The following is a 23,727-nucleotide window of genomic DNA, read 5'->3' on the forward strand; positions in this document are numbered from 1 at the left end:
TAGCACTAGCTATATCATTACACTTACTTTTGATATAATTTATAGAGCAATTTATTTACTGGCTTAATAAAATTACCAACATATTCTTCTACAAACGCATTGAATCCTTTTTTAAATTGTTGAACACCATAATCTTCTGCATCTTCACCAAAGTCGCCAGTTATACCGTAGAAATTATAACGCTCTATTCCTTTCTCTTTTGCGTATCTTATCATATCCCATTGTAGACAATAGGCTCCCATAAATTCATTGTATTTAGGATTAGAACCACTTGATAAATAGTACATTTCGTGATTGTTATAAATAAACAATGCAGCAGCTAAATCAAGTAATGTACCATCCGTAATGATTAATTGTTCAGTTTTTGCTATTTTTTTATTAAGGCTCTCTAGTTGTTGATTTAATTGGTGATATTTTGTTTTTGTCTTTTTTGAATTAGCATTCACTTTTAATGATTGTTTAATTTCAGTCACTTTCTCTTCTAATTCTATCGCTCGTTGCTTTAATAAATTTATATACTTATTTAAATCAATATAAGCTAACTTCATACATGCTTTATCACCATAAATTTCAAGCATTTGTTTAAAATAAGGTTCTTCTTGAAAATGAAAACCATGTTTTTCTTCAGCCATGTGATACAGTCGATAAAATCTATTCGTTTCTTTAATTGATAAAGTTTTAATTTGCACACCCATTTCAATTGTCTTCATAATGTTACGTCTAGTTTGATATGACATATCTTTTAATAATTGTTGTTCACTTTTATCTTTTAAATCTAATATAGAATGCCATCTTATTTGACTCATAGCTGAATAGCCAGTTGTAAAACCTTGGTGTTGGTATCCTAATTTATTCATCACCTTGAACCACTGTTTATTGTTAAAGTGTTCTATAATCTCACCATCAGCACTTCTTATATTCTCCAAGACATAAGGGTCAACTAATATGAAAACACCTCTTCGCATACTTACATAATGCGTTAATTTTTTAAAGAAAAATTCTACTAACGCTAAATTAGTAAAATCCATCACTGGTCCTCGATGGGTATAAAAGTATTTAAACACCTTAAATATACGAGCATCAGTTAATAAACAGGCAGCAACAACGTTACCGTTTTCTTTAACACCGACAATATGAACCCCACCTGCACGATTTATTCGATAATCATATAAATCCATCGACTGTGTATAATGAGAAAATTGTTGTTCTACAAATGATCTATATTCGTTAATGTTCAATTTAGTAAATTTCATTTTTTGAGCTCTCTTTCATTTATTGATGTTTTGTTCATTGATTATTTCTAAATGAAAGAAAATAATTATCTGTGTTGTTTTAATATCATGATGTTTGCTCCTTAATACTTATTTATAATTAGAATATCACTATTCAATAAAATTGTTAATAAATTTTACAAAACTATATATAAAAACACAAAAAACTAGACTCTTTAACAATTGATGTTCTCCATTCGAAATTAATAAATTTAATATCAACTTCGAATAGAGACTGTCAATAAGAGTCTAGGCAATGTTTAATTAGAATTTAATCAAATTTACTTAATTGTTAATAATTCTTCGTAAATGCCAGCTTCTTTAGCTGCTTCGATTAATGTAGTACCAATTTCTGAAGGTGTGTCCGCAGTTTTAACACCACATTCATTTAATGTTTTAATTTTTTCATCTGCAGTACCTTTACCGCCAGAAATAATCGCACCAGCGTGACCCATACGTTTACCTGGAGGGGCTGTTTGACCTCCAATGAAGCCAATAACCGGTTTAGTCATATTAGCTTTAATCCATTCCGCCGCTTCTTCTTCAGCAGTACCACCGATTTCACCAATCATTACAACAGCTTTAGTATCTTCATCTTCATTAAACGCTTTAAGTACATCGATAAAGTTAGTACCGTTGACAGGGTCGCCACCAATACCTACAGCTGTAGTTTGACCAATGCCTTCTTCAGTTAATTGATGAACCGCTTCGTAAGTTAACGTACCAGAACGTGATACAACACCTACATGACCTTTTTTATGGATATATCCTGGCATGATACCAATTTTACATTCATCAGCAGTAATAACACCTGGGCAGTTTGGTCCAACTAAACGTGTTTTTCTTCCTTCTAAGTAACGCTTAACTTTAACCATGTCAACAACAGGAATATGTTCAGTGATACAAATAACCATATCTAAATCTGCATCTGCTGCTTCCAAAATAGAATCTGCTGCGAATGGCGCCGGAACATAAACTACAGATACGTTAGCACCTGTTTCTTCTTTAGCTTCAGCAACAGTATTATATACAGGTACACCTTCAACAACTTGTCCACCTTTACCTGGTGTTACCCCTGCAACAATTTGTGTACCATAATCAAGCATTTGTTTTGTATGGAAAAGGGCAGTAGACCCTGTAATACCTTGTACCATTACTTTAGTATTTTTATCTATAAATACACTCATCTTAGTGTTCCCATCCTTTCCTTACGCTTCTTTAACAAGCTTAACAATTTTTTGAGCGCCTTCAGCCATTGTAGCTGCTGGTTCAATTGCTAAACCTGATTCGTTTAAGATTTCTTTACCGCGTTCTACATTTGTACCTTCTAAACGAACTACTAATGGTAAAGTTAATTCAACTTCTTTAACTGCTGCTACGATACCTTCAGCAATAACATCACATTTCATGATTCCACCGAAGATGTTTACAAAGATACCTTTAACATTGTCATCACCTAAGATGATTTTGAATGCTTCAGTAACTTTTTCTTTTGTAGCGCCGCCCCCTACGTCTAGGAAGTTAGCTGGATTTCCACCAAAATGATTAATAGTATCCATTGTAGCCATCGCTAAACCAGCACCATTAACCATACAACCAATATCTCCATCTAATGCAATATAAGATAAGTCATATTTAGATGCTTCAATCTCTTTAGGATCTTCTTCTTCTAAATCACGTAATTCTTGGATATCTTTATGTCTGAATAATGCATTGTCATCGAAGTTGATTTTAGCATCTAAAGCTAAAACTTCACCTTCACCAGTAGTAACTAATGGGTTAATTTCAACGATAGAACAATCTTTTTCGATAAATACATTGTATAAAGAAATTAAGAATTTCGCTGCTTTATTAATAGATTCTTTTGGAATATTAATATTGAAAGCAATACGACGCGCTTGATAAGGTGATAAACCAACAACTGGGTCGATTGTTTCTTTAAAGATTTTTTCTGGTGTTTTAGCAGCTACTTCTTCAATTTCAGTACCGCCTTCTTCTGAAGCCATTAAAGTAATACGATCAGTTGCACGGTCAATTACAAAACCTACATAATATTCTTTTTGAATATCGCAACCTTGTTCAATATACAAACGTTTAACTTCTTTACCTTCAGGTCCAGTTTGATGTGTAACTAATTGTTTACCTAATAATTCATTGGCATAAGTTTCAACCTCAGATAATGATTTAGCAATCTTAACTCCACCTGCTTTACCTCTACCCCCAGCGTGGATTTGTGCTTTAACCACATAAATCTCTGTGTCTAATTCTTTAGCCTTTTCCACTGCTTCTTCAGCAGTAAATGCAACTCGTCCTTCTGGAACGGCTACGCCCATAGAACGAAATATTTCTTTACCTTGATATTCGTGGATATTCATCTTCCATCCTCCTACTTCTTAGGTTAAGTTCAGTTATAATTATAGAAAATGAAAGCGCTATTGTAAACTGAAAGTGTTCCACTTTTTGCAATTAATTTAAAATTCAAATAATTACGTCATAGATTTGATTGGTTCAAAGCTTTTACGATGATAAGGTGTAATACCGAGTTTATTTAGGCCATCTAAATGTGCTTTAGTTCCGTAACCCACATTTTTCTCAAATTCATATCCTGGATATTCATCTGCAATCTCTTTCATTAAATCATCTCTGTACTCTTTTGCCATTATACTTGCTGCAGCAATAGACACACTCTTTGCGTCGCCTTTAATAATAGATGTTTGAGGAATTGTTGTATCTAAAGACATTGCATCTATTAATAAATGATCTGGACGATTTACTAATTGACTCAAAGCTCGATTCATTGCTACTTGAGTTGCATTATATATATTCAATTCATCGATCTCTTCTGGACTAGCTAAACCATAGGCATACTCCAACACCCCATCTTTAAGCTTTTTATTAAGTATTTGTCTTTTACTCGCTGTTACTTTTTTAGAATCATCAAGTCCTAAATAGCGATGCCCTTCATTTAAAATCACCGCACATGCAACAACAGGACCTGCTAACGGACCACGTCCAACCTCGTCAATACCACAGATTAATGCTTGAGGATTGTTATTCAGCAACTCACTTTCAAATTTATTCATTGTATTGTAATGGTCTAAAATTTCTTGTTCTTTTAAAAGTTGTTTACGACGTCTTGTAATAGCTTGTTGTATCCCTTTACGAACGTCTTGATTTAATTCATGTTTTTCTAAAACTTCAATTGAGTTAATTTCAGACAATATGTGCTTTGCTTCATTAATTGTTTGTGTCATTATCTAATTCACTCTTCATTTCTGAATATAAGTCAAAACTGTATGTTCCAATTTTGGCATTTCTAACGTCATTAATTATCAGTTCAATAACCGCTTCGTAATCTACTTCATTGCCTCTTTGTAAAAGTCCACGTCGACGTCCAATTGCATCAAACCATTCTAATATTTCAGCATCTGCAGATACATCAATCTTATAATGTTGCTTAAAACCTTCTAAATCATGGTTAATTAAAAACTGTAAACCATAGATAGCAACTTCATCTAAATGTACAATACTGTCTTTTATTGCGCCAGTTAAACTTAATTTTTTACCAACAATTTCATCTTCAAATTTAGGCCATAAAATTCCAGGTGTATCTAATAATTGTAGAGATTGCCCAACTTTAATCCACTGTTGTTGTTTGGTTACACCTGGTTTATTACCAGTTTGTGCAATATTTTTACGTGCTAATTTATTAATCAAAGTTGATTTACCAACGTTAGGTATGCCAACAATCATTGCTCTAATTGCTCTAGGTTTAAGTCCTTTAGCCTTCTCACGTTCAAATTTTTCTTTTGTTGCTGCTATAGCTGCAGTTTCTACACCTTTTAAATTTTTGCCATGCTTAGCATCTACTGATACAGGATAATATCCTTTATCTATAAAGAAGCTTTCCCATTTCTGCATTTCATTTAAATTGGACATATCTTTTTTATTAAGAATAACTACGCGCGGTTTTTGTTTGATTACTTCATCAATCATTGGGTTACGAGAACTATATGGAATACGTGCATCAACTAATTCAAATACAACATCTACTTTTTTTAATTGTTCTGTTACCTCTCGTTTAGCTTTTGCCATATGTCCTGGATACCATTGAATTGCCATTAATTGTCACCTTACTTTCGATATATTTTAATTCAATTCAACCTGTTGATTATAATTGAATTTTTATTTGAGAGCCACTTTTTTTCTAAGTTCATCATTTATTTTATCATTCATTAAATAAAACGATAAAGTACAATAAGTTTATAATGTCAGAAAAGCATAATTACTTTTAATCGCACAATCAATCCCCTACAATTTAAATATACTCTTACAATTATAATCCTATCGCTTAGAGGTAAGTTATGAAGAAAATATTAATATATATATGTATATTCTTAACTCTGTCTTTCTTAGGACATAGCTATATTATTTATCGCTTTATTCACGACGGCGTATTATTTACAGGACCCAACGATGGTATCGAACAGATGATACCTATTCAAATGTTTCTATTTGATAAATGGAGCGTTGGCAATCTTTTTTATGCTACTGATTTTGGTCTAGGTGGAGATTTTTTTACGGATTTAAGCTATTATTTCTCAACAAACATACTATTTATTATTAATGTACTATGTATCATTCTATTAAAAACATTTATACATATAAATACTCAGGGATTACTATTTTGGATGGTAAATGCGCTAGTTATTTCCACTATTAAAGCTGCATTAGCGATGTATTGTACCTATCTTTATAGTAAATTTATTTCACGTAATACTTGGATTAGTATTATTATGGCATTTCTATTTGTTATGTCGCCGCTTTATTATCGCTTTACTGTTTATTGGCCATTCTTTAGTGATGTTTTTATTTGGATGCCATTGTTACTATTTTCTATAGAACGCACACTTCAAAAACAAAAGTTTGGTCTATTTATAGTTACAATTACACTAATAATGATAAATAATTTCTACTTTGCATATTATCTTTGTCTTATAGGTGCAGGTTACATACTTCTTCGAATAATTTTTAAACACTCTAAAGATATTATTCCACGTGGCAAAGCTTTACTATTATTTGCTATCAGTGCCATTTTAGGGTTAGGTAATAGTTTATTTATGTTCTTCCACGGTGTTCAAAGTTTTTTAAATAACCGTCGTGTCCCTTTTTCAGGAACAGTAAATACCTTCGAAAAGCTAGATATTAACACAAATATCTTCTTTGATAATTATTTAATCGTATTGCTATTTCTAACTATTCAAGCATTATTATGTATTAAACTTTATAAACACTTTTATTATCGCTTATTCGCAATTTTAACTCTCGCATTTATTCTATTAAGCTTTGTACCATTTATCGATCAATTGTTTAATGGATTTTCTGCACCACAAAAACGTTGGCATTTTATATTGTCTTTTAATTCAGCAATATTAATTGGTCTATTTCTAAAATATTTTAGAACACTAAAAATCAAATCATATTTAATTAGTAATATTATTGCTGAAATTATCATTTTCGCTAGTGCTATTACATATCATAAATTTGTAGCTTGGCTTGTACTTGTACCAATCGTTTCTTTAATAGGGTTACTTATTTTAATTTTAAAAGATAGACGTTATCGCATTAATCTAAGCTATATATTCGGTATTTCTATAATCTTACTCAATTTAATGGTTTCTTTCGTATTTATTAAAAATCAAATTTATTTTAAAGATCATCAAGAACGAGCTAATACATTTTATATTAATTCAAGTTTATATAGTTCAGACTTACAGCGTTCATTAGTTAATACAATGAAGAATAGTAAGCGAGAAGATGAACGTATCGATTGGCGAGTGAATGAGCAAGATAACACACCTATGTACCAACACTTTAAGGGACTAAGTTTATATTCAAGTATCTTCCATCATAATATTCTCGATTACTATTATGATGCACTAAAGATTAATCTTGCCGAGGAGTCACTAAGTCGCTATCAATCAATAAATGGTCGACAAAATATAGCGAGTCTTTTCTCAGTACGTTATATGATGCTTAAAGATTATCAAGGAAATTTACCCCCCTATTTTAAAAAGGTTAAAACAAGTGGACAATATTCTATCTATGAAAATACACTTACTTTGCCGAGTGTTAAAGTTACGAAAAATGTTTATAATAGTAAATCTTTAAAAACAGCTATAGATCGTGAGCATGCGATGTTAAATGGTGTGATCATGGATAATGCAGGAAAATCTTTCAAACAACCAGCATCTAATTTACTATCAAAAGTTGATATGCAACAACAAAATATTAAGCGAATTGGAAAAAATCGCTATAAGGTCATTGGTGGCAAAGGTGGTACTATAAAATTACATCTTCCAAAACAAATACGTGATAAATATGATGATTTTTATTTAACGATGAAGATTAAGAGAGGTAATCCAGATAGTAATTACACTGTCGCTATTAATAATTACGCTAATCATCGATTGTTTAATAATTCTACCTATCGAACAGGTGTAGACACTCAACTTTATCGCACTCAACCAGATAAAAATGGTGATATCACTATTACCCTTTCGCCTGATGGTGAATTTTATGTCGATTTACAACAATTAAATGGCGAGAATTATGATACGCTTAAAAAGGTGCATGATAATGCTAATTTTGATACAAGTTATCATGATATTAAAAATGGTATACAAGTCCAACTCAGTCACCATGAGAGTGGTGTAGCCTCAATAAACATTCCTTATCGAAAAGGAATGCAAGCGTATGTTGATGGTCAACCTGCAAAAATCCAAAAAGTAAATTATATGATGACCGGTGTTCCAGTCGACAAAAATGCAAAACAAATTGTCATTAAATATCAACCTCCTTACTGGAATACTATGATATTCATTTCATTAATGAGTATGATTCTTAGTGCTATTTTTGTAAAAATTTTTAATTCAAAAAAACGAAAGATGAGGAAGTAAATTGATTAAAAAAATATGGTCTAAACCCTTATGGACGTTTGGTTTCATTTTCATCATAGCTAATATCGTAACACTAACCATTTATTATCCATTTATCCGGGATTACATAAAAGATGGCGTGGTATTTAGTGGCTCTGGTGATGGTTTTAGACAAATGATGCCGTTCCAATTATATTTATATGAACACTTCACACAATTAAAAGGATTTTACGATCATTCATTTGGACTAGGCGGAGATTATGTTAAAGGGTTAGCCTATTATTATTCCCTTTCACCAATCATGTGGGTCAATTTTATTATTGTATGGATCGGTGAACATATATTCCATTGGCAACCGCAAAACATTCGCTTTTGGCCAACAAATCAATTAATTGTTGCTTATGTACGAACAATAATTACTTTTATTTGTGCATTTTATTATTTTAGATATTTAAAGTTAAGTTCTACACCTCTGTTGATAGCAACAATTTTATATGGGGCATCAACAGTAGTGTTATATTACAATTTTACTTGGTCATTTTATGGAGATTTGTTAATTATATTGCCATTATCATTATGGGGAATGGAACGTTTCTTTCAACGAAGAAAGATAGGTTTGTTCATCTTTGCGGTGGCAATCACACTATTTTCAAATTTTTACTTTACTTATTATCAAGCCATTGTGTTAGGTATTTATTTTATATTACGTGTCGTATTCCAATATCGCCATGATATCGTATCTCGTTGGCAAAAATGTTATTTACTAATTATAGGGGCTATGTTTGCGCTCCTATCAAGCATATTAGGTTTTTACACTGGTGTATCATCTTTCCTAAATAATGATCGCCAACAAAATTCTGATTTCAACATCTCTCTATTTACTGATTTAACTAAAAATAATTATTATATATTTTCAAATGGCTTTTATGTAACAATATCACTTATTGCATTGGTGGCTTTATTAACGCCAAAGTTATATAAACACTATTACTATAAAATTTTTGCTATTATAACGTGGTTCTTACTTATTGGTTCATTATCACAGTACTTTGATAGTGCTTTTAATGGATTCTCATTACCACAACGACGTTGGGTTTATTTCTTAGTGTTATCTACAAGTGGACTGATTGCTTTATATATTCATCACTTATCAGAGTTGACTATGAAACAGTTTCTATTTGCAGCTGTGTCCGTATTTATTGCTGGTTTGTGTAGGTATATCATAGCTGACAACTTTGTAGATTGGATGGTAATTGCTTTAATTATCATCGTTGTGCTAGGAATATTTATCTATCGCAAATCTTTACTAAAACAACCAATTATTATGTTATCGTTGATTGTGCTATTTTTCGGTCAACAAATTATAATGACACATGATTCAAGACAAAGAACGATAGACCCATATTCAACGACAATCAATACATTGAGCGATCCTTCATACTATAATGATACTATTGCTAAAAAAATTAATTCTATCAAAGAACATCATGATGATCCATTTCATCGTATTGATTATATGTCGGCATATGCATTAAATTCTCCTTTTCTTTATCACTACAATGGTATTTCGCTATACTCAAGCATTTTTGATGGAGGAATTTTGAAATATTATGATAAATTAATGCAAATTAATATGCCCGTTGATAAAAATAGTACGTATCGCTTTTTAGGAAATCGTGCAAACTTAACTGCTTTATGGAATGTTCAAGATCGACTACGTCATCCTGAAGATCAAAATATGACTTACGGTTTTGAAAAGAAAGATACGATATTAAATGGTAAACATACGCTTATCCATTCTAAAAACATGATTGACTATCCATCAGCTCATGTAACTAATCATATATATAATAGTGATGATTTAAAATCACCTTTAGATCGTGAACAAGCTATGTTAAAAGGGATCGTATTAAACGACAATTCAGAAAAAGCTAATACTTCATTTAAACCTAATAAAAATCTTTTAACCGAGTCAAAAATGTCTACAAAAGATGCGACTTGGAAAAATCAAAATCATCTTAAAGTACACAAGGATAATGGTGGAGTTACATTAAAATTACCTGAATCTGTCGCGAATCAATATAAAGATATGTACGTAGAAATGGATGTTGAACTACTTTCTCCTGACAAAGCGCATTCTGTAAGTGTTAATGAATATTCGCAAAATCGAAATGAACTGAGCTACAAATATCGTCGTTTAGTTACACCAGTTACAATGCGTGTTAAAGCATCTGATAAGCTAAATATTCATCTATCTAAAGGGAATTATCGTTTATCTGTGAAAGGTATTTATGGCGAGGACTACAGCACACTTAAAAAAGCTTCAAAAGAATTAACACCTGTGAAAGTTAAAGATATGAGAAATGGTTATGTCGTCAAGAAACCTAAGAACGCAACAGGATATGTCATTTTACCAACTGTATATGCAAAAGGTATGCATGCGCAAGTCGATGGGAAAGAAGTACCTGTTCACCAAGCTAATGGTATCATGACAGCAATACCAGTTAATAAAGGAGATAAAGTGATTAAACTCACATACACCCCTCCTCATTTCTATCTACTTGCAATTATGAGTTTCATTGGTGTCATCGGTAGTATATTATTTAGTTTATGGGTTAAGAAAAAACACTAAATTAAGATAATTAATAAATTAAACTTTAATTGCTTTAAAATGTGAATACAAATAATAAAGCTTCCAATCTCCACTTGAAAGAAGAAGATTGGAAGCTTTATTTGTAAGACAAACGTTGTATCTAACCTCTGTCTTATTATTATACTCAGTTTGCTGATTAACGAATTTCTTGGATTCTAGCAGCTTTACCACGTAAACTACGTAAGTAGTATAATTTAGCACGACGTACTTTACCACGACGTTTAAGTTCGATTTTTTCGATTTTTGGAGTGTGTAATGGGAATGTACGTTCCACACCTACACCTGAAGAAATTTTACGAACTGTGAAAGTTTCAGAAATTCCTCCACCACGACGTTTGATTACAACACCTTCGAATACTTGGATACGTTCACGTGAACCCTCTACGATACGTACGTGTACACGTAAAGTATCACCTGTACGGAATGCTGGTAAGTCTGTGCGTAATTGTGATTTTGTAACTGCTTCGATTAACTTATGATTACTCATTGATATACTCTCCTTCAACCTATGTTCTTGCCTAGACATTCATATAGCAGCGGATCATAGTGATAATTAGTGTCTTTTCACACTTGATATATATTAGCATAATACTAATTGTTTTTCAATTGCTTTTTATAGCTTTCTAAAAATTTTTCATCGTCTTCCGTTAAAGGATATCGATCAAGTAAGTCCGGTCGCTTATGATAAGTACGGATTAATTTTTGTTCATGTCGCCATTGTTCAATATTTGCATGATTACCTGATAATAATACATCTGGAACGGTCATACCTTCAAATTCTCTTGGACGTGTATATTGAGGGAATTCTAATAGACCATCTGAGAACGAATCATCTTGATGTGATTGTTGATTTCCTAATACACCTGGTATTAATCGCACAATCGCATCTGTCATCGTCATCGCTGGCAATTCTCCTCCAGTTAATACATAATCCCCCATTGAAATTTCATCCGTCACTAGGTGCGTTCTTATACGTTCATCATAACCTTCATAATGTCCACAAATAAATACGATATGCTCAGCTTCGCTTAATTCTTGTGCAATTTCTTGTGAAAAAGGTCTACCTTGAGGACACATTAAAATGACACGCGTTTGATCAGTTCGTTGTAAATCTTTCATAGCATTGAAGACCGGTTCAGGTTTTAGGACCATACCCTGTCCACCACCAAATGGGTAATCATCCACTTGATTATGTTTATTAATGGCATAATCTCTAAAATTTACTGTATTCACACTAATGATTTCTTTATCCTGTGCCCTTTTTAAAATGGAGTGATTGAGCACGCCATCAAACATCTCAGGAAATAAAGTTAAATAATCAATTTTCATTAATCTAACAACCCTTCCATAGGTGTTATATGAATCGTTTTATTTTCAATATCAATATCTTTAACTACATCAGCTATATAAGGAATGAGATATTCCTTTTCTCCTTTAACAACCCAAACATCATTTGCACCTGTTTCAAAAATATTGATAACTCTGCCGATAGGTTGATTGTCATCATCAAATACAGTACTTCCAATGATGTCAGAGTAGTAATATTCATTTTCAGCTAATTCAATATCTTCATGATCACGTTCTTGGTACAAATAGTCACCTTTATATTGTTCGACGTCATTAATGTTATTTATTCCCTCAAATTTCAACATATGGAATCCTTTATGAACACGGTAAGATAAGACCGTCAATTGTTCTTCATGATTTTGATGATTTACCGTCAATACTTCACCTGGTTGGAAACGGGTATCCGTAAAATCGGAATTAGATTTCACTTTAACTTCACCTTTAATTCCATGTGTATTTACGATTTGACCAACTTCAACTTGCATATTTGCACCTCATTTAATCCATTAATGTCATTTTATTTATCATATCATGATTTTTCAGTATTTAAAAAGGCGCCATCAGTTGGCGCCTCTATTACTTTACTTATAAAGTTTAAGCTAATTATTTAGCGTGTTTTTGTTCATCAAAAGTTTTTAAAATACCTTGTTTAGATAAGATATTATGAACTGTATCAGTTGGTTTAGCACCGTCTTTTAACCATTTTAATGCTAATTCTTCATCAATTTTAACTTCTGGAGCATTAACACTAGCTGGGTTGTAAGTACCGATTTGTTCGATAATACGACCATCACGTGGTGAACGTGCGTCTGCTACTACGATACGATAGAATGGATTTCTTTTTGAACCTAAACGAGTTAAACGAATTTTAACTGCCATATATAAAACTCTCCTTTAAATCTTTTACTTTTTATTTTCTACAAGAAATAATATTAACAGTAACTTGATGTTTTGTAAAGACTTTTTTCTTTACCAAATCTAGGTTTTTTCAAAACCGTAGATTTGGTTATGGACTAGCTTTAGCTAGGCCGAACCTTTCGCTAAATATATGATAGTACATTTATTTTTCAATAAACATCAAAATATCGAACGCTCTTCAAAGAGCGTTCGATATTTTCACTTAATTAAAATGGTAAGTTCATACCTTTTAACATATTTTCCATTTGACTACGTTTACCTTTTTTACCTTTACGTCCAGCGCCACTGAATTGCTTCATCATTTTCTTCATATCATTAAATTGTTTCATCAAGCGATTCACTTCTTGTAGTGAACGACCAGAACCTTTAGCGATACGTTTTTTTCTAGAAACATTCAGAACTGCTGGGTTTTCTCTTTCACTTGGTGTCATAGACTGGATTATCGCTTTAATATGGTCAATTTGCTTTTCATCCATATTTAACTTATCCATGCCTTTCATCTTATTCATTCCTGGAATCATTTTCATGATGTCATCAAGTGGGCCAAGATTTTTAACTTGGTCCAATTGTTCAAGGAAATCGTCCAATGTGAACGTAGAATTACGCATTTTTTGTTCTAAATCTTTAGCTTTTTCTTGGTCGACGTCTTGCTGAGCTTTTTCGATAAGACTAAGAACATCACCCATGCCTAATATACGAGATGCCATACGTTCAGGATGGAATAATTCCAGTCCATCCATTTTCTCACTCATACCAACAAATTTAATTGGTTTTTGAGTTACTGAACGAATAGATAAAGCAGCACCACCACGAGTGTCCCCATCTAATTTAGTCAACGTAACACCAGTAACGTCTAATTGGTCATCAAATGATTGCGCAACGTTAACTGCGTCTTGCCCAGTCATAGCATCTACAACTAACATGATTTCATTAGGTTTAGAAATTTCTTTAACTTCTTGAAGTTCATTCATTAACGCTTCATCAATATGCAAACGACCTGCTGTATCAATGATTACAAAATCTAAATGTTCTTCTTTGGCATGTTTTAATGCATTTTCAACGATTTGTTGCGGTTTAACTTGGTCCCCTTCACTATAAACAGGAACGTCAAGTTGTTTACCTACCGTTTGTAATTGATTAATTGCGGCTGGTCGATAAATATCCGCTGCAACTAACATTGGCTTTTTATTATATTTTTTACGCATTAATAATGCTAGTTTACCGGCTGTTGTTGTTTTACCTGCACCTTGTAAACCAACCATCATCACAACAGTTGGTGGCTTGTTTGCCATTTTAATCGTTGAGTTTTCGCCACCCATTAATTGAGTTAATTCATCTTGTACAATTTTAATGACTTGTTGACCAGGTGTTAATGATTGCATTACATCTGATCCTAAGGCACGATCTGACACTGTCTTAACAAATTCTTTAACTACTTTAAAGTTTACATCGGCTTCTAATAATGCTAATCGTACTTCACGCATCATTGCTTTAATATCCGCTTCAGTAACTTTACCTTTACCACGCATTCTCTGCATCGTAGCTTGCAAACGATCGGATAATCCTTCAAATGCCATATCAATTGCCCTCCCTTATCTCTATTTATTCTAATTCTTCTAATTGATTAATGTATTGTTCTAACTTCTTAGAATCATTTAATGTTTGTTTCATATCGTCATAAATTTTACGACGTTGTTCAAATTTTTCATACAAATTCAATTTAGCTTCATAATCTTCTACTAAATCGCCAGTTCTTCTTATATTATCATAAACTGCTTGTCTACTCACATCAAATGTCTCTGCAATTTCACTTAGTGAATAGTCTCTCAAATAAAACAGTTCCAAATAATTTCTTTGTTTTTCAGTTAATAATGTTTGATAAAAATCAAACAAATAATTCATTCGCAAAGTTTTAACTAAATCATTTTTCCCCATTTGGATTATCCTCATTATTAAAATCTAATTCAGCAACTTCATCTGGAATATCTTCATTTTGTTCAATCATATCTGCAAATAAGCCATATACATAACTTTCTGGGTTAAATGGTTGTAAGTCATCAAGTTTCTCACCTAATCCTACATATTTCACAGGTATGTGAAGTTCATTTCTAATCGCAAGTACAATACCACCTTTAGCAGTACCATCTAATTTAGTTAATACTATACCTGATACGTTTGTAACTTCTTTAAATGAACGTGCTTGAGATAATGCGTTTTGACCTGTTGTTGCATCTAAGCATAATAAAGCTTCATGTGGCGCATCTGGCACAGCTCGGCTAATGACACGTTTCATTTTATCCAATTCTTGCATTAAATTAGATTTGTTTTGTAAACGTCCTGCAGTATCACAAATTAATATATCGACACCTTTATTTTTAGCGGCATTAATTGCATCATATACAACTGCAGCAGGATCTGAACCTTCACTTTGACGAATTACTTCAACACCTACACGGTCACCCCAAACTTGTAGTTGATCAATTGCACCAGCTCTAAATGTATCTCCAGCGACAAGCATTACTTTTTTTCCTTCCATTTTATATCTGTGTGCTAATTTACCGATTGTAGTTGTTTTACCAACACCATTTACGCCAACCATTAAAATGACATTCAAACGGCCGTCTTCAAGATTCATTGCTTCTGATTGGTCATCTTCTTGATGATAGATTTCAACAATCTTTTCAACAATAACTTCACGTAAATCTTCAGTTTCTTGTATATTTCGACGTTGTGCTTCAGTACGTAATTCTTCTGTTAATTGCATTACTGTGTTGAAACCAACATCTGCAGTGATTAACATTTCTTCAAGTGCTTCGAAGAAATCTTCATCTACTGTTCTATAACGTGCGATCAAATTATTAAGTTGTTCTTGGAAGTTCTGACGTGATTTTTCAAGACCTGCTTTAAATTTAGCCCCCATTTTTTGTGCTTCAATTTCTTCAAAATCTTCAATTGAAATTAATCCATCGTCATCAAAATCCGCTTCACTTAATTTACGCGGTTTTTTCTTCGGTTCTATCTGTGCTTCATCATTGTCATCATGAATTGTGCTACTCTGATTGCCTTCTTCTTCTGATAATTCTTGTTCTATATCTTCAGTAGATTTCGTTGAAAATTTGTCTTTTAATCGTTTAAAGAAACTCATGCTTGTTCCTCCTTCATAACCTCATCAATTGTATTTAAGTTGACACTTACTAATTTTGAAACACCTGACTCTTGCATCGTCACACCATATAAACGGTCTGAATATTCCATAGTTCCTTTTCGATGTGTAATAACAATAAATTGAGTTTGAATAGATAATTCTTTTAAAAATTGAGCATATCGAATTACATTCGCTTCATCGAGTGCAGCCTCTACTTCATCTAGTATAACAAATGGAGCAGATCTTACTTTCAAGATAGCAAATAGTAGTGCAATAGCACTTAATGCACGCTCACCACCACTTAATAAAGATAAGTGTTGCAATTTCTTACCAGGTGGTTGAACAATAATATCAACACCAGCTGATAAATAATCATCATCTGTTAACTCTAATTTAGCATGTCCACCTCCAAATAACGACTGAAATACTGTCGTAAAATGAGCTTGCACTTGTAAAAACGTTTCTTTAAAACGACCTTTCACTTCTTGGTCCATCTCACTTATAATTTGTTCAAGTGTTTGTTTCGCTTCACGCAAGTCTGTACGTTGTTCATCGAGGAAAGTATAACGCTCATTTAATTCTTCAAATTGCTCAATAGCATTAATATTTACTGACCCTAGTTCTTCAATTGACATTTTAGTTAGTTTGACTTTCTTTCTCAGCGCATCAATTGGCGTTTCTGAAGAGAATTCACTTCTAGCCCGCTCAACAGTTAGTTGATATTCATCATTCAAATGATCAATTGCATGGTTAATCAATACATCTAATTTCGATTGTTGTGCTTTTATATCTTGATAAAAACTTTCAATTGACAATAAATCTTGATGACATTCTTGCAATGTAGCTTCATGTGACTCAACATCTTCATTGACATCAATACGTTCTTTTTTCAATTGTTTTAACTGATCAGTGATGGATTGTCGGTCATTTTCTTTAGATTTTATCTGTTGTTGTAATTTTTCAAATGCTTGTTCCCCCATCATTTCGTCAGAATTGAAGAGTTTAATTTTATCGTCAACATTTGTTAATTGTTTGTTAATCGTCTCTATCTGTTTATCTGTACGTTCTAATGACGCTTTTTGAGCATTTATTCGTTCTTTAATTACAGCTAAGTCAGAGCGTTTTTGGTTTAATTGTTGTTGCACTTGAGTGGTATTCTCTTTACCTTCTTTAGATAATTGAGTATAACGTTCAATATCTGTTTCAAGTTGTTTTAACTTACCTTGAATAATAGTTAATCGCTCTTGTTTTTCAGTTAAAGTAATGCGACTATTTTCACTTTGGTAGCCATCATTTTTCTCGAATTCAAATTCCTCATGTTCATCTTTAATGTGCGCTTCTTGTGTTTTAAGTCGATCTAATTCTAACGCTTCATTATGAGATTGTTCTTTTACTTCGTTATATTGCTGACTCATTTTAAAATAAGTTTCGCTGAGATGTTCAACTTCATTTTTGTGTTTTTGTAACTGTTTCTCGAAATCTTGTGTTTGTGATTCATAATCTTTTAATTGATTACGCATAGTTGTCAGTTCATCTTTTTGTGATAGAATACTCTTCGTCTTGCGCGCACCACCACCGGTCATAGAACCACCAGGATTAACAATATCTCCTTCTAAAGTTACAATGCGTGTTTTATATTGGATAGCTCTTGCCAGTTCATTAGCATGTTTCAAATTGTCTACGATAATAGTAGTACCTATTAAATTTTCAACTACAGCTTGATATTGTGAATTAACTTTAATCGCATCTGAAGCTACATTGATAAATCCATTTGTATTTTCAGCGATGTGCCTAATATTATTAGATAATTGTCTCGATTTTATAACATTTAATGGTAAGAATGTGGCTCTACCAAGACCCTTTTGCTTTAAAAATTGTATTGCCTGGCGTCCATCTTTTTCACTATCAACTATGATATGTTGTAATGAAGCACCTAATGCGGTCTCAATCGCTTGAGTCAATTCAGATGGCACATTTATCACTTCTGCAACAGCACCATGAATACCTTGTAGGTTATCATTTTTAGCTTTTAACACATGTTTAACACCATTAAAGAAATAAGTATAATCCTCTTCTTGAGTTTCTAAACTCTCTATTCTAGCTCTCATTTTATCAGTGTATCGATAAGCCTGATAAAGTTTATCTTCATATTCAGTTTGAGTTTGTTTAGCTTTTGATAACTGCTGTTCTAGTTGACTTATTTGAGTCTCAATATCGCTCAATTGTTTAACAGTAGCTTGATGGTTGCGTTCTGTATTAGAAATTTCACTTTGCAACGCTTTAAGTTGATTGAAAGCTTCAACCAAGCGAGAATCTAAGCGTGATTTTTTCGCTTCATTCTCTTTAATCGTATGCTCTAAAAAGCGAATATCATTATTTACATCTGATTGTTCAGACATTAATTCATAGTATTCATTTTTGATTGATTCCAATTTTTCGTCATGTTGTTCATCAGAAACATACAGTTGTGATTCTAATTGATGAATACTACTATTCAACTCTTTTTGTTTTTCTTTTAAAGCAGTAATTTGTTGAGTAATATCAGCTTTTTCATTATGAGCATTTTTTAATTCTTGATGTAAATTATCTAACTCTTCTTCAAAACGAGCATTCGTTTCTGATTGATTTCGTTTTCTTTCTTCTAAAACATTCAATCGACCTGTGAACTTTTCATATTCTTCAGTAGCTTTGATTAAATTATAGTTTAATTGTTCAATGTCATTATCAATTTGTTGACGTTGAGACTTTTGCTTTTGAATATATTTATTAATCTGAGCTTGTTTTGCTTCTTTATCCGCTTGTTGGCTTTTTAAATCATTTAATTTTTGATCCAGTTGACGATTATCCTCTGAATATTGGTCGATATCATTTACAGTAACAATAACATCACTTTGTTTCATCTCTTCAGACAATTTTAAATACTCTTTTGCAATTGATGCTTCAGCTTTTAATGGTTCAACGCGTCCTTCTAAATCATATAAAATATCTTCTACGCGCGTAAGATTATCTTCAGTGTGGTCTAACTTTTGTAATGATTCAGCTTTTCGCTTCTTATATTTTAATACACCAGCTGATTCTTCAAGTATTTGTCGTCTATCAATAGGTTTAGCATTTAAAATTTCATCTACTCTACCTTGAGATATAATACTAAATGCTTCTTTTCCTAAACCAGAATCCAGGAATAGTTCAGTGATATCCCTTAAACGCGCTTTATCATTATTAAGATAGTATTCGCTCTCACCACTACGATATAAACGACGTGTCACGACGATATCATCTGAATCAACTTGTAACTTTCTAGCTTTATTGTCAAGTTTCAATTGTACTTCTGCATAATTCTGAGCGTTTCGATGTTCTGCTCCTGAAAAAATAATATCTTCCATTTTAGAGCCACGTAATGATTTGGCGGACTGTTCACCTAATACCCATTTAATGGCATCAGTGATATTACTTTTTCCGCTACCATTAGGCCCAACAATTGCAGTTACACCCTTGTCAAATTGAACATCTGTGTGATCTGCAAATGATTTAAAACCTATGGCATCAATTGATTTTAAATACACCATACTATTCTCCTTGTTAATCATTCCACTCATTCTAGTTGAGAGGAGGACAATATTTTACCGTTTAATGGTTTTCTTTAATATATGTTAAAGATTATTATTGCTTTTTAATTTTGAATAAGCGCTCTCTGCCGCTTTTTGTTCTGATTCTTTTTTAGTTTTACCTTGACCTGTTGCTACTGCTTCATTCTCTAAAATGACTTCCGACGTAAACAATCGATGATGCGCTGGACCTTCTTCTTTAATTAAACGATAAGTCACATCTCCACGATTTTGACTATGAACATACTCTTGAAATTGTGTTTTAAAATCAACAACACCAACCAATTCATCATCCTCAACATATGGAAAAATCACTTTCTCAGCAAATTGCCAAACTACATCTAATCCTTGATCAAGATATAAAGCCCCGACAAAAGCTTCAAAGGCATCGGACACTAATGAAGGGCGTGTTCTCCCACCCGTTTTTTCTTCACCTTTACCTAATAAGATAAGTTGATTTAACTCGATTTTGTTAGCAAATATTACAAGTGAGGGCTCACATACAATTGTTGCACGCATTTTTGTTAAATTACCTTCTGGTAGATCCGGATGTTTATCAAAAAGGTAGCGTGATACCGTCAATTCTAATACCGCATCGCCTAAAAATTCGAGTCGCTCATTATGCGCCAAACGGTCCATATTAAAGTCATTGATAAAACTTGAATGAGAAAAAGCTTGTTGATACAAGTCAATATTTGAATATGTAAATCCCAACTCATTCATTTTCTTCGCAAACTGTTGTTGAAAGTCATTAACCATTTCTATTTTTTTTGGATTTGTCACATTAGAACCTCCCATATGTTTATTCTTTGTTTGATTCTTAAGAAAAAAATCTGAGCCATCTTGTAGACGACTCAGATGTAAGTTTTTATTTTTCAAGACTATTGATGTATTTAACTGCATCACCAACAGTATTGATTTTTTCAGCTTCTTCATCAGGAATTTCAGTACCAAATTCATCTTCTAATTCCATCACTAATTCAGCGATATCAAGTGAGTCAGCGCCTAAATCATCTTTGAAAGATGCGTCTTCAGTTACTTTATCAGCATCTACACCTAAACGGTCAACGATGATATCTTTTACTTTATCGAAGTTTTCCACGTCGATTCACCTCCTTTAAAAGTGTCTATCCATAGACTACTTTATTTTCCCATTTTAATGGGTAAAATACAAGCATTTCTTAAACACTGATAATAAAATTCAAGTACTTCATTTACATGTACATGCCACCATTGACATGGATTGTTTGGCCAGTAATATATTTCGCTCTATCAGATGCTAAAAATGCTACTGTATTCGCTATATCTGTATCTTCACCAAATCGAGATAGTGGTATTTGTTCCAACATTTGTGATTTTAAATCATCACTCAGTGCGTCTGTCATATCCGAAACAATGAAACCAGGTGCTACCGCATTGACTGTAATACCACGTGATGCAAGTTCACGTGCGCTTGATTTCGTTAAACCTTCTATACCTGCTTTAGTAGCAACATAGTTAGCTTGTCCTGGATTACCCATGGCACCTACAATACTTGATAAGTTAATGATTGCACCACCACGTTGACGAAGCATTTGAGGTGTAGCTTTTTGAATGCAATTAAATGTACCTTTAAGGTTAGTATTGATAACATCATCCCATTCATGTTCTTTCATGCGCATTAATAAGTTATCACGAGTGATACCAGCGTTATTCACAAGTACATCTAACGAACCAAATTGACTAACGACTTCTTTAATCATAGCTTTAACTTCGTCGCCTTCAGCTACATTTGCTTGAATCGCAAAACTTTCAACACCTTTAGCTTTAATTTCAGAAACAACTGCTTCAGCTTTTTCTTTATTACCTGCATAGTTTACGGCTACATTGAAACCATCTTCAGCCAATTGTAATGCGATACTACGACCTATACCTCTTGAAGCACCAGTCACTAATGCATTTTTATTCGTCATGATTATTCCATCCTTTCACATCTTCTAATGTTTGAATTGATGTCAATTTAACATCGCGATTTATTTTCTTAATTAAACCAGATAAGACCTTACCAGGACCAATTTCTATAAAATGATCTACACCTTGAGCAATTAACCATTCTGCTGAATCGATAAATTCAACGGGTGAATATAATTGCTTAATCATATTAGACTTAATTGTTGTTGCATCAGTTTCACCTTGTGCATTAACATTTTGAACTATCGGGAACGATGCATCATGCCACTCGAATTGATTAATGAAAGACTCAAAGTCTTTTTCAATCACTTGCATCATTGAAGAATGGAAAGGTCCAGAAACCGCTAAAGGTAAGACGCGTTTAGCACCTAACGATTTACCTTCTTCAACAAATTTATCAATAAGTGATTTGTGACCTGACACTACAATTTGACCTGGACAATTAATGTTTGCTGGTTCGACCAATTCATCATTTGTAGATAATTCTTTACAAATTCGGTCTACTTCTTCATAACTCAAACCTAATACTGCTGCCATACTACCAACACCATTTGGAAAAGCTTGAGCCATTAATTGACCACGTTTGCGAACAATCTTAACTGCATCCTCAAATTTTAATACTCCCGCAGCAACTAAACTAGAATATTCACCTAAGCTGTGTCCCATAGTATAATCAGCATTAATATTATCTAATGCACTATATAACGCTATACTATGCGTCAATAAAGCTGGTTGTGTATGTTCAGTTTCACCTAGTTTGTTCTCATTATCTGTAAACATCGTTTCCAATAAATCAAAGTCCATTGCTTCTTGAGCTGAATTTAGAATATTTGTCGCTTTCTTATCCTCATTAAACAAATCACTTGCCATGCCAACTTTTTGTGCACCTTGACCTGGGAAAATAATTGCTACTTTACTCATCCTTACCACCTACCGTCTCTCTCATAATATCGACAATCTTTTCATCGCCAGCAATTTTAGCTTGTCGAATCGCAGAATAAAACGCGCGAGCATTAGATCCACCATGCGCTTTAACAACCGTTCCGTCAAGACCTAATAATACTGATCCACCGTATTCTGCATAATCCATCTTCTTAGTAAAAGTGTCTAAGTCTTTTTTTAATACTAAAGCTGCTAGTTTGTTTTTTAAACTTCCTAAAAATGTTTCTTTCAACATTTTACCTATTGATTTTGCAGTACCTTCGATATTTTTAAGTACCATGTTACCCGTATATCCATCAGTTACCACTACATCAGTATTACCTTCCATTAACGTTTTAGCTTCAATATTACCATCAAAGTTAAAGCTTTGATCGTCTTTAAGTAGTTGGTAAGACTTCTTAGTCAATGTATTACCTTTAGCTGGTTCTGTACCGATATTTAATAATGATACTTTAGGATTTTGAATGCCACGTATTTTTTTAGCATAAATATTACCAAGTTGTGCATATTGCAATAAATGTTCAGGTTTCGCATCTGCATTGGCACCCACATCTAAAAATACAAATCCTTTTCCATCAATTGTTGGTAAAGTGACTACAAGTGCTGGTCTTGCCACACCTTTAATACGACCAACAATGAATAAACCTGCTGACATAAGCGCACCGGTATTACCTGCAGACACACATCCATCCGCTTCACCATTTTTCACTGCTTCTGCCATTCTTACCATTGAACTGTCTTTCTTACGTTTAATAGCTCTTACAGGTTCGTCTTCCATTTCTATTTTCTCAGAACAATGTCTAAATTCTATACGTTCATGATTGAGTGTGTATTGATTTTGATCACCAAATAAAATAATCTCTAAATCTTTAAAATCATTAACTGCTTTCTCAACCGCTTCTAAGACGATACCGGGTGCGTCATCTCCACCCATCATATCAATAGCAATTTTAACCAT

20 protein-coding genes are annotated in these 23,727 nt (G+C 32.8%); 2 read left to right on the forward strand and 18 right to left on the reverse strand.

Annotated features, from left to right (window positions below; translation table 11 throughout):
• Positions 1 to 23: 23 nt before the first annotated feature.
• The 5 genes from EQ029_RS07795 to ylqF all read right to left on the reverse strand — a co-directional run bounded on the left by EQ029_RS07795 (position 24) and on the right by ylqF (position 5,393).
• Entirely contained in the window at positions 24 to 1,253 is a 1,230-nt protein-coding gene (locus tag EQ029_RS07795) for an aminoacyltransferase (RefSeq protein WP_011275952.1), read from the reverse strand.
• A gap of 299 nt (positions 1,254 to 1,552) precedes the next feature.
• Complete coding sequence (gene sucD, locus EQ029_RS07800; protein ID WP_011275953.1) at positions 1,553 to 2,458, reverse strand: succinate--CoA ligase subunit alpha; 906 nt, start codon at positions 2,456 to 2,458, stop codon at positions 1,553 to 1,555.
• A 21-nt stretch (positions 2,459 to 2,479) separates the two neighbouring features.
• Positions 2,480 to 3,646: an ADP-forming succinate--CoA ligase subunit beta gene (gene sucC, locus EQ029_RS07805; protein WP_011275954.1), complete on the reverse strand. Its 1,167-nt coding sequence runs from the start codon at positions 3,644 to 3,646 to the stop codon at positions 2,480 to 2,482.
• Between the two features lie 111 nt (positions 3,647 to 3,757).
• Positions 3,758 to 4,525 (reverse strand): ribonuclease HII, encoded by a 768-nt coding sequence (locus EQ029_RS07810; RefSeq protein WP_033080068.1) that lies wholly within the window; start codon positions 4,523 to 4,525, stop codon positions 3,758 to 3,760.
• Positions 4,509 to 5,393 carry a ribosome biogenesis GTPase YlqF gene (gene ylqF, locus EQ029_RS07815; protein WP_011275956.1) on the reverse strand — a complete coding sequence of 295 codons (885 nt, stop codon included), beginning with the start codon at positions 5,391 to 5,393 and terminating at the stop codon, positions 4,509 to 4,511. The genes EQ029_RS07810 and ylqF overlap by 17 nt, the downstream gene beginning before the upstream one ends.
• 242 nt (positions 5,394 to 5,635) lie before the next feature.
• Here ylqF and EQ029_RS07820 point away from each other — a divergent pair, with 242 nt between their 5' ends.
• Entirely contained in the window at positions 5,636 to 8,230 is a 2,595-nt protein-coding gene (locus EQ029_RS07820; RefSeq protein WP_011275957.1) for a YfhO family protein, read from the forward strand.
• Between the two features lies 1 nt (position 8,231).
• Entirely contained in the window at positions 8,232 to 10,841 is a 2,610-nt protein-coding gene (locus EQ029_RS07825) for a YfhO family protein (protein WP_037557998.1), read from the forward strand.
• A 157-nt stretch (positions 10,842 to 10,998) separates the two neighbouring features.
• Here EQ029_RS07825 and rplS read toward each other — a convergent pair whose 3' ends face one another.
• The 13 genes from rplS to plsX all read right to left on the reverse strand — a co-directional run bounded on the left by rplS (position 10,999) and on the right by plsX (position 23,727).
• Positions 10,999 to 11,349, reverse strand: a complete 351-nt coding sequence (rplS, locus tag EQ029_RS07830) for a 50S ribosomal protein L19 (RefSeq protein WP_037537864.1) — start codon at positions 11,347 to 11,349, stop codon at positions 10,999 to 11,001.
• A gap of 104 nt (positions 11,350 to 11,453) precedes the next feature.
• Entirely contained in the window at positions 11,454 to 12,191 is a 738-nt protein-coding gene (gene trmD, locus EQ029_RS07835) for a tRNA (guanosine(37)-N1)-methyltransferase TrmD (RefSeq protein ID WP_037557997.1), read from the reverse strand.
• A complete protein-coding gene (rimM, locus tag EQ029_RS07840) occupies positions 12,191 to 12,694 on the reverse strand; it encodes a ribosome maturation factor RimM (RefSeq protein ID WP_037557996.1) in 504 nt (167 codons plus the stop codon). The genes trmD and rimM overlap by 1 nt, the downstream gene beginning before the upstream one ends.
• A gap of 118 nt (positions 12,695 to 12,812) precedes the next feature.
• The gene (gene rpsP, locus EQ029_RS07845) at positions 12,813 to 13,088 is read right to left on the reverse strand and encodes a 30S ribosomal protein S16 (RefSeq protein WP_011275962.1); all 276 of its coding nucleotides are present in this window, start codon (positions 13,086 to 13,088) and stop codon (positions 12,813 to 12,815) included.
• A gap of 245 nt (positions 13,089 to 13,333) precedes the next feature.
• Positions 13,334 to 14,704, reverse strand: a complete 1,371-nt coding sequence (gene ffh, locus EQ029_RS07850) for a signal recognition particle protein (RefSeq protein WP_037557994.1) — start codon at positions 14,702 to 14,704, stop codon at positions 13,334 to 13,336.
• Between the two features lie 25 nt (positions 14,705 to 14,729).
• Positions 14,730 to 15,062, reverse strand: a complete 333-nt coding sequence (locus EQ029_RS07855) for a putative DNA-binding protein (RefSeq protein ID WP_037537868.1) — start codon at positions 15,060 to 15,062, stop codon at positions 14,730 to 14,732.
• Positions 15,049 to 16,272: a signal recognition particle-docking protein FtsY gene (gene ftsY / locus EQ029_RS07860; RefSeq protein WP_053017389.1), complete on the reverse strand. Its 1,224-nt coding sequence runs from the start codon at positions 16,270 to 16,272 to the stop codon at positions 15,049 to 15,051. Before ftsY ends, EQ029_RS07855 begins: the two co-directional genes overlap by 14 nt.
• A complete protein-coding gene (gene smc, locus EQ029_RS07865) occupies positions 16,269 to 19,838 on the reverse strand; it encodes a chromosome segregation protein SMC (RefSeq protein ID WP_053017387.1) in 3,570 nt (1,189 codons plus the stop codon). The genes ftsY and smc overlap by 4 nt, the downstream gene beginning before the upstream one ends.
• 84 nt (positions 19,839 to 19,922) lie before the next feature.
• A complete protein-coding gene (rnc, locus tag EQ029_RS07870) occupies positions 19,923 to 20,675 on the reverse strand; it encodes a ribonuclease III (protein WP_210423027.1) in 753 nt (250 codons plus the stop codon).
• A gap of 70 nt (positions 20,676 to 20,745) precedes the next feature.
• Entirely contained in the window at positions 20,746 to 20,979 is a 234-nt protein-coding gene (locus EQ029_RS07875) for an acyl carrier protein (RefSeq protein ID WP_001830184.1), read from the reverse strand.
• A gap of 112 nt (positions 20,980 to 21,091) precedes the next feature.
• Positions 21,092 to 21,829, reverse strand: a complete 738-nt coding sequence (gene fabG, locus EQ029_RS07880) for a 3-oxoacyl-[acyl-carrier-protein] reductase (RefSeq protein ID WP_011275968.1) — start codon at positions 21,827 to 21,829, stop codon at positions 21,092 to 21,094.
• Positions 21,819 to 22,748: an ACP S-malonyltransferase gene (fabD, locus tag EQ029_RS07885; protein ID WP_011275969.1), complete on the reverse strand. Its 930-nt coding sequence runs from the start codon at positions 22,746 to 22,748 to the stop codon at positions 21,819 to 21,821. Before fabD ends, fabG begins: the two co-directional genes overlap by 11 nt.
• A complete protein-coding gene (gene plsX, locus EQ029_RS07890; protein WP_011275970.1) occupies positions 22,741 to 23,727 on the reverse strand; it encodes a phosphate acyltransferase PlsX in 987 nt (328 codons plus the stop codon). The genes fabD and plsX overlap by 8 nt, the downstream gene beginning before the upstream one ends.

Source organism: Staphylococcus haemolyticus (genome assembly GCF_006094395.1).
Lineage (GTDB): Bacteria > Bacillota > Bacilli > Staphylococcales > Staphylococcaceae > Staphylococcus > Staphylococcus haemolyticus.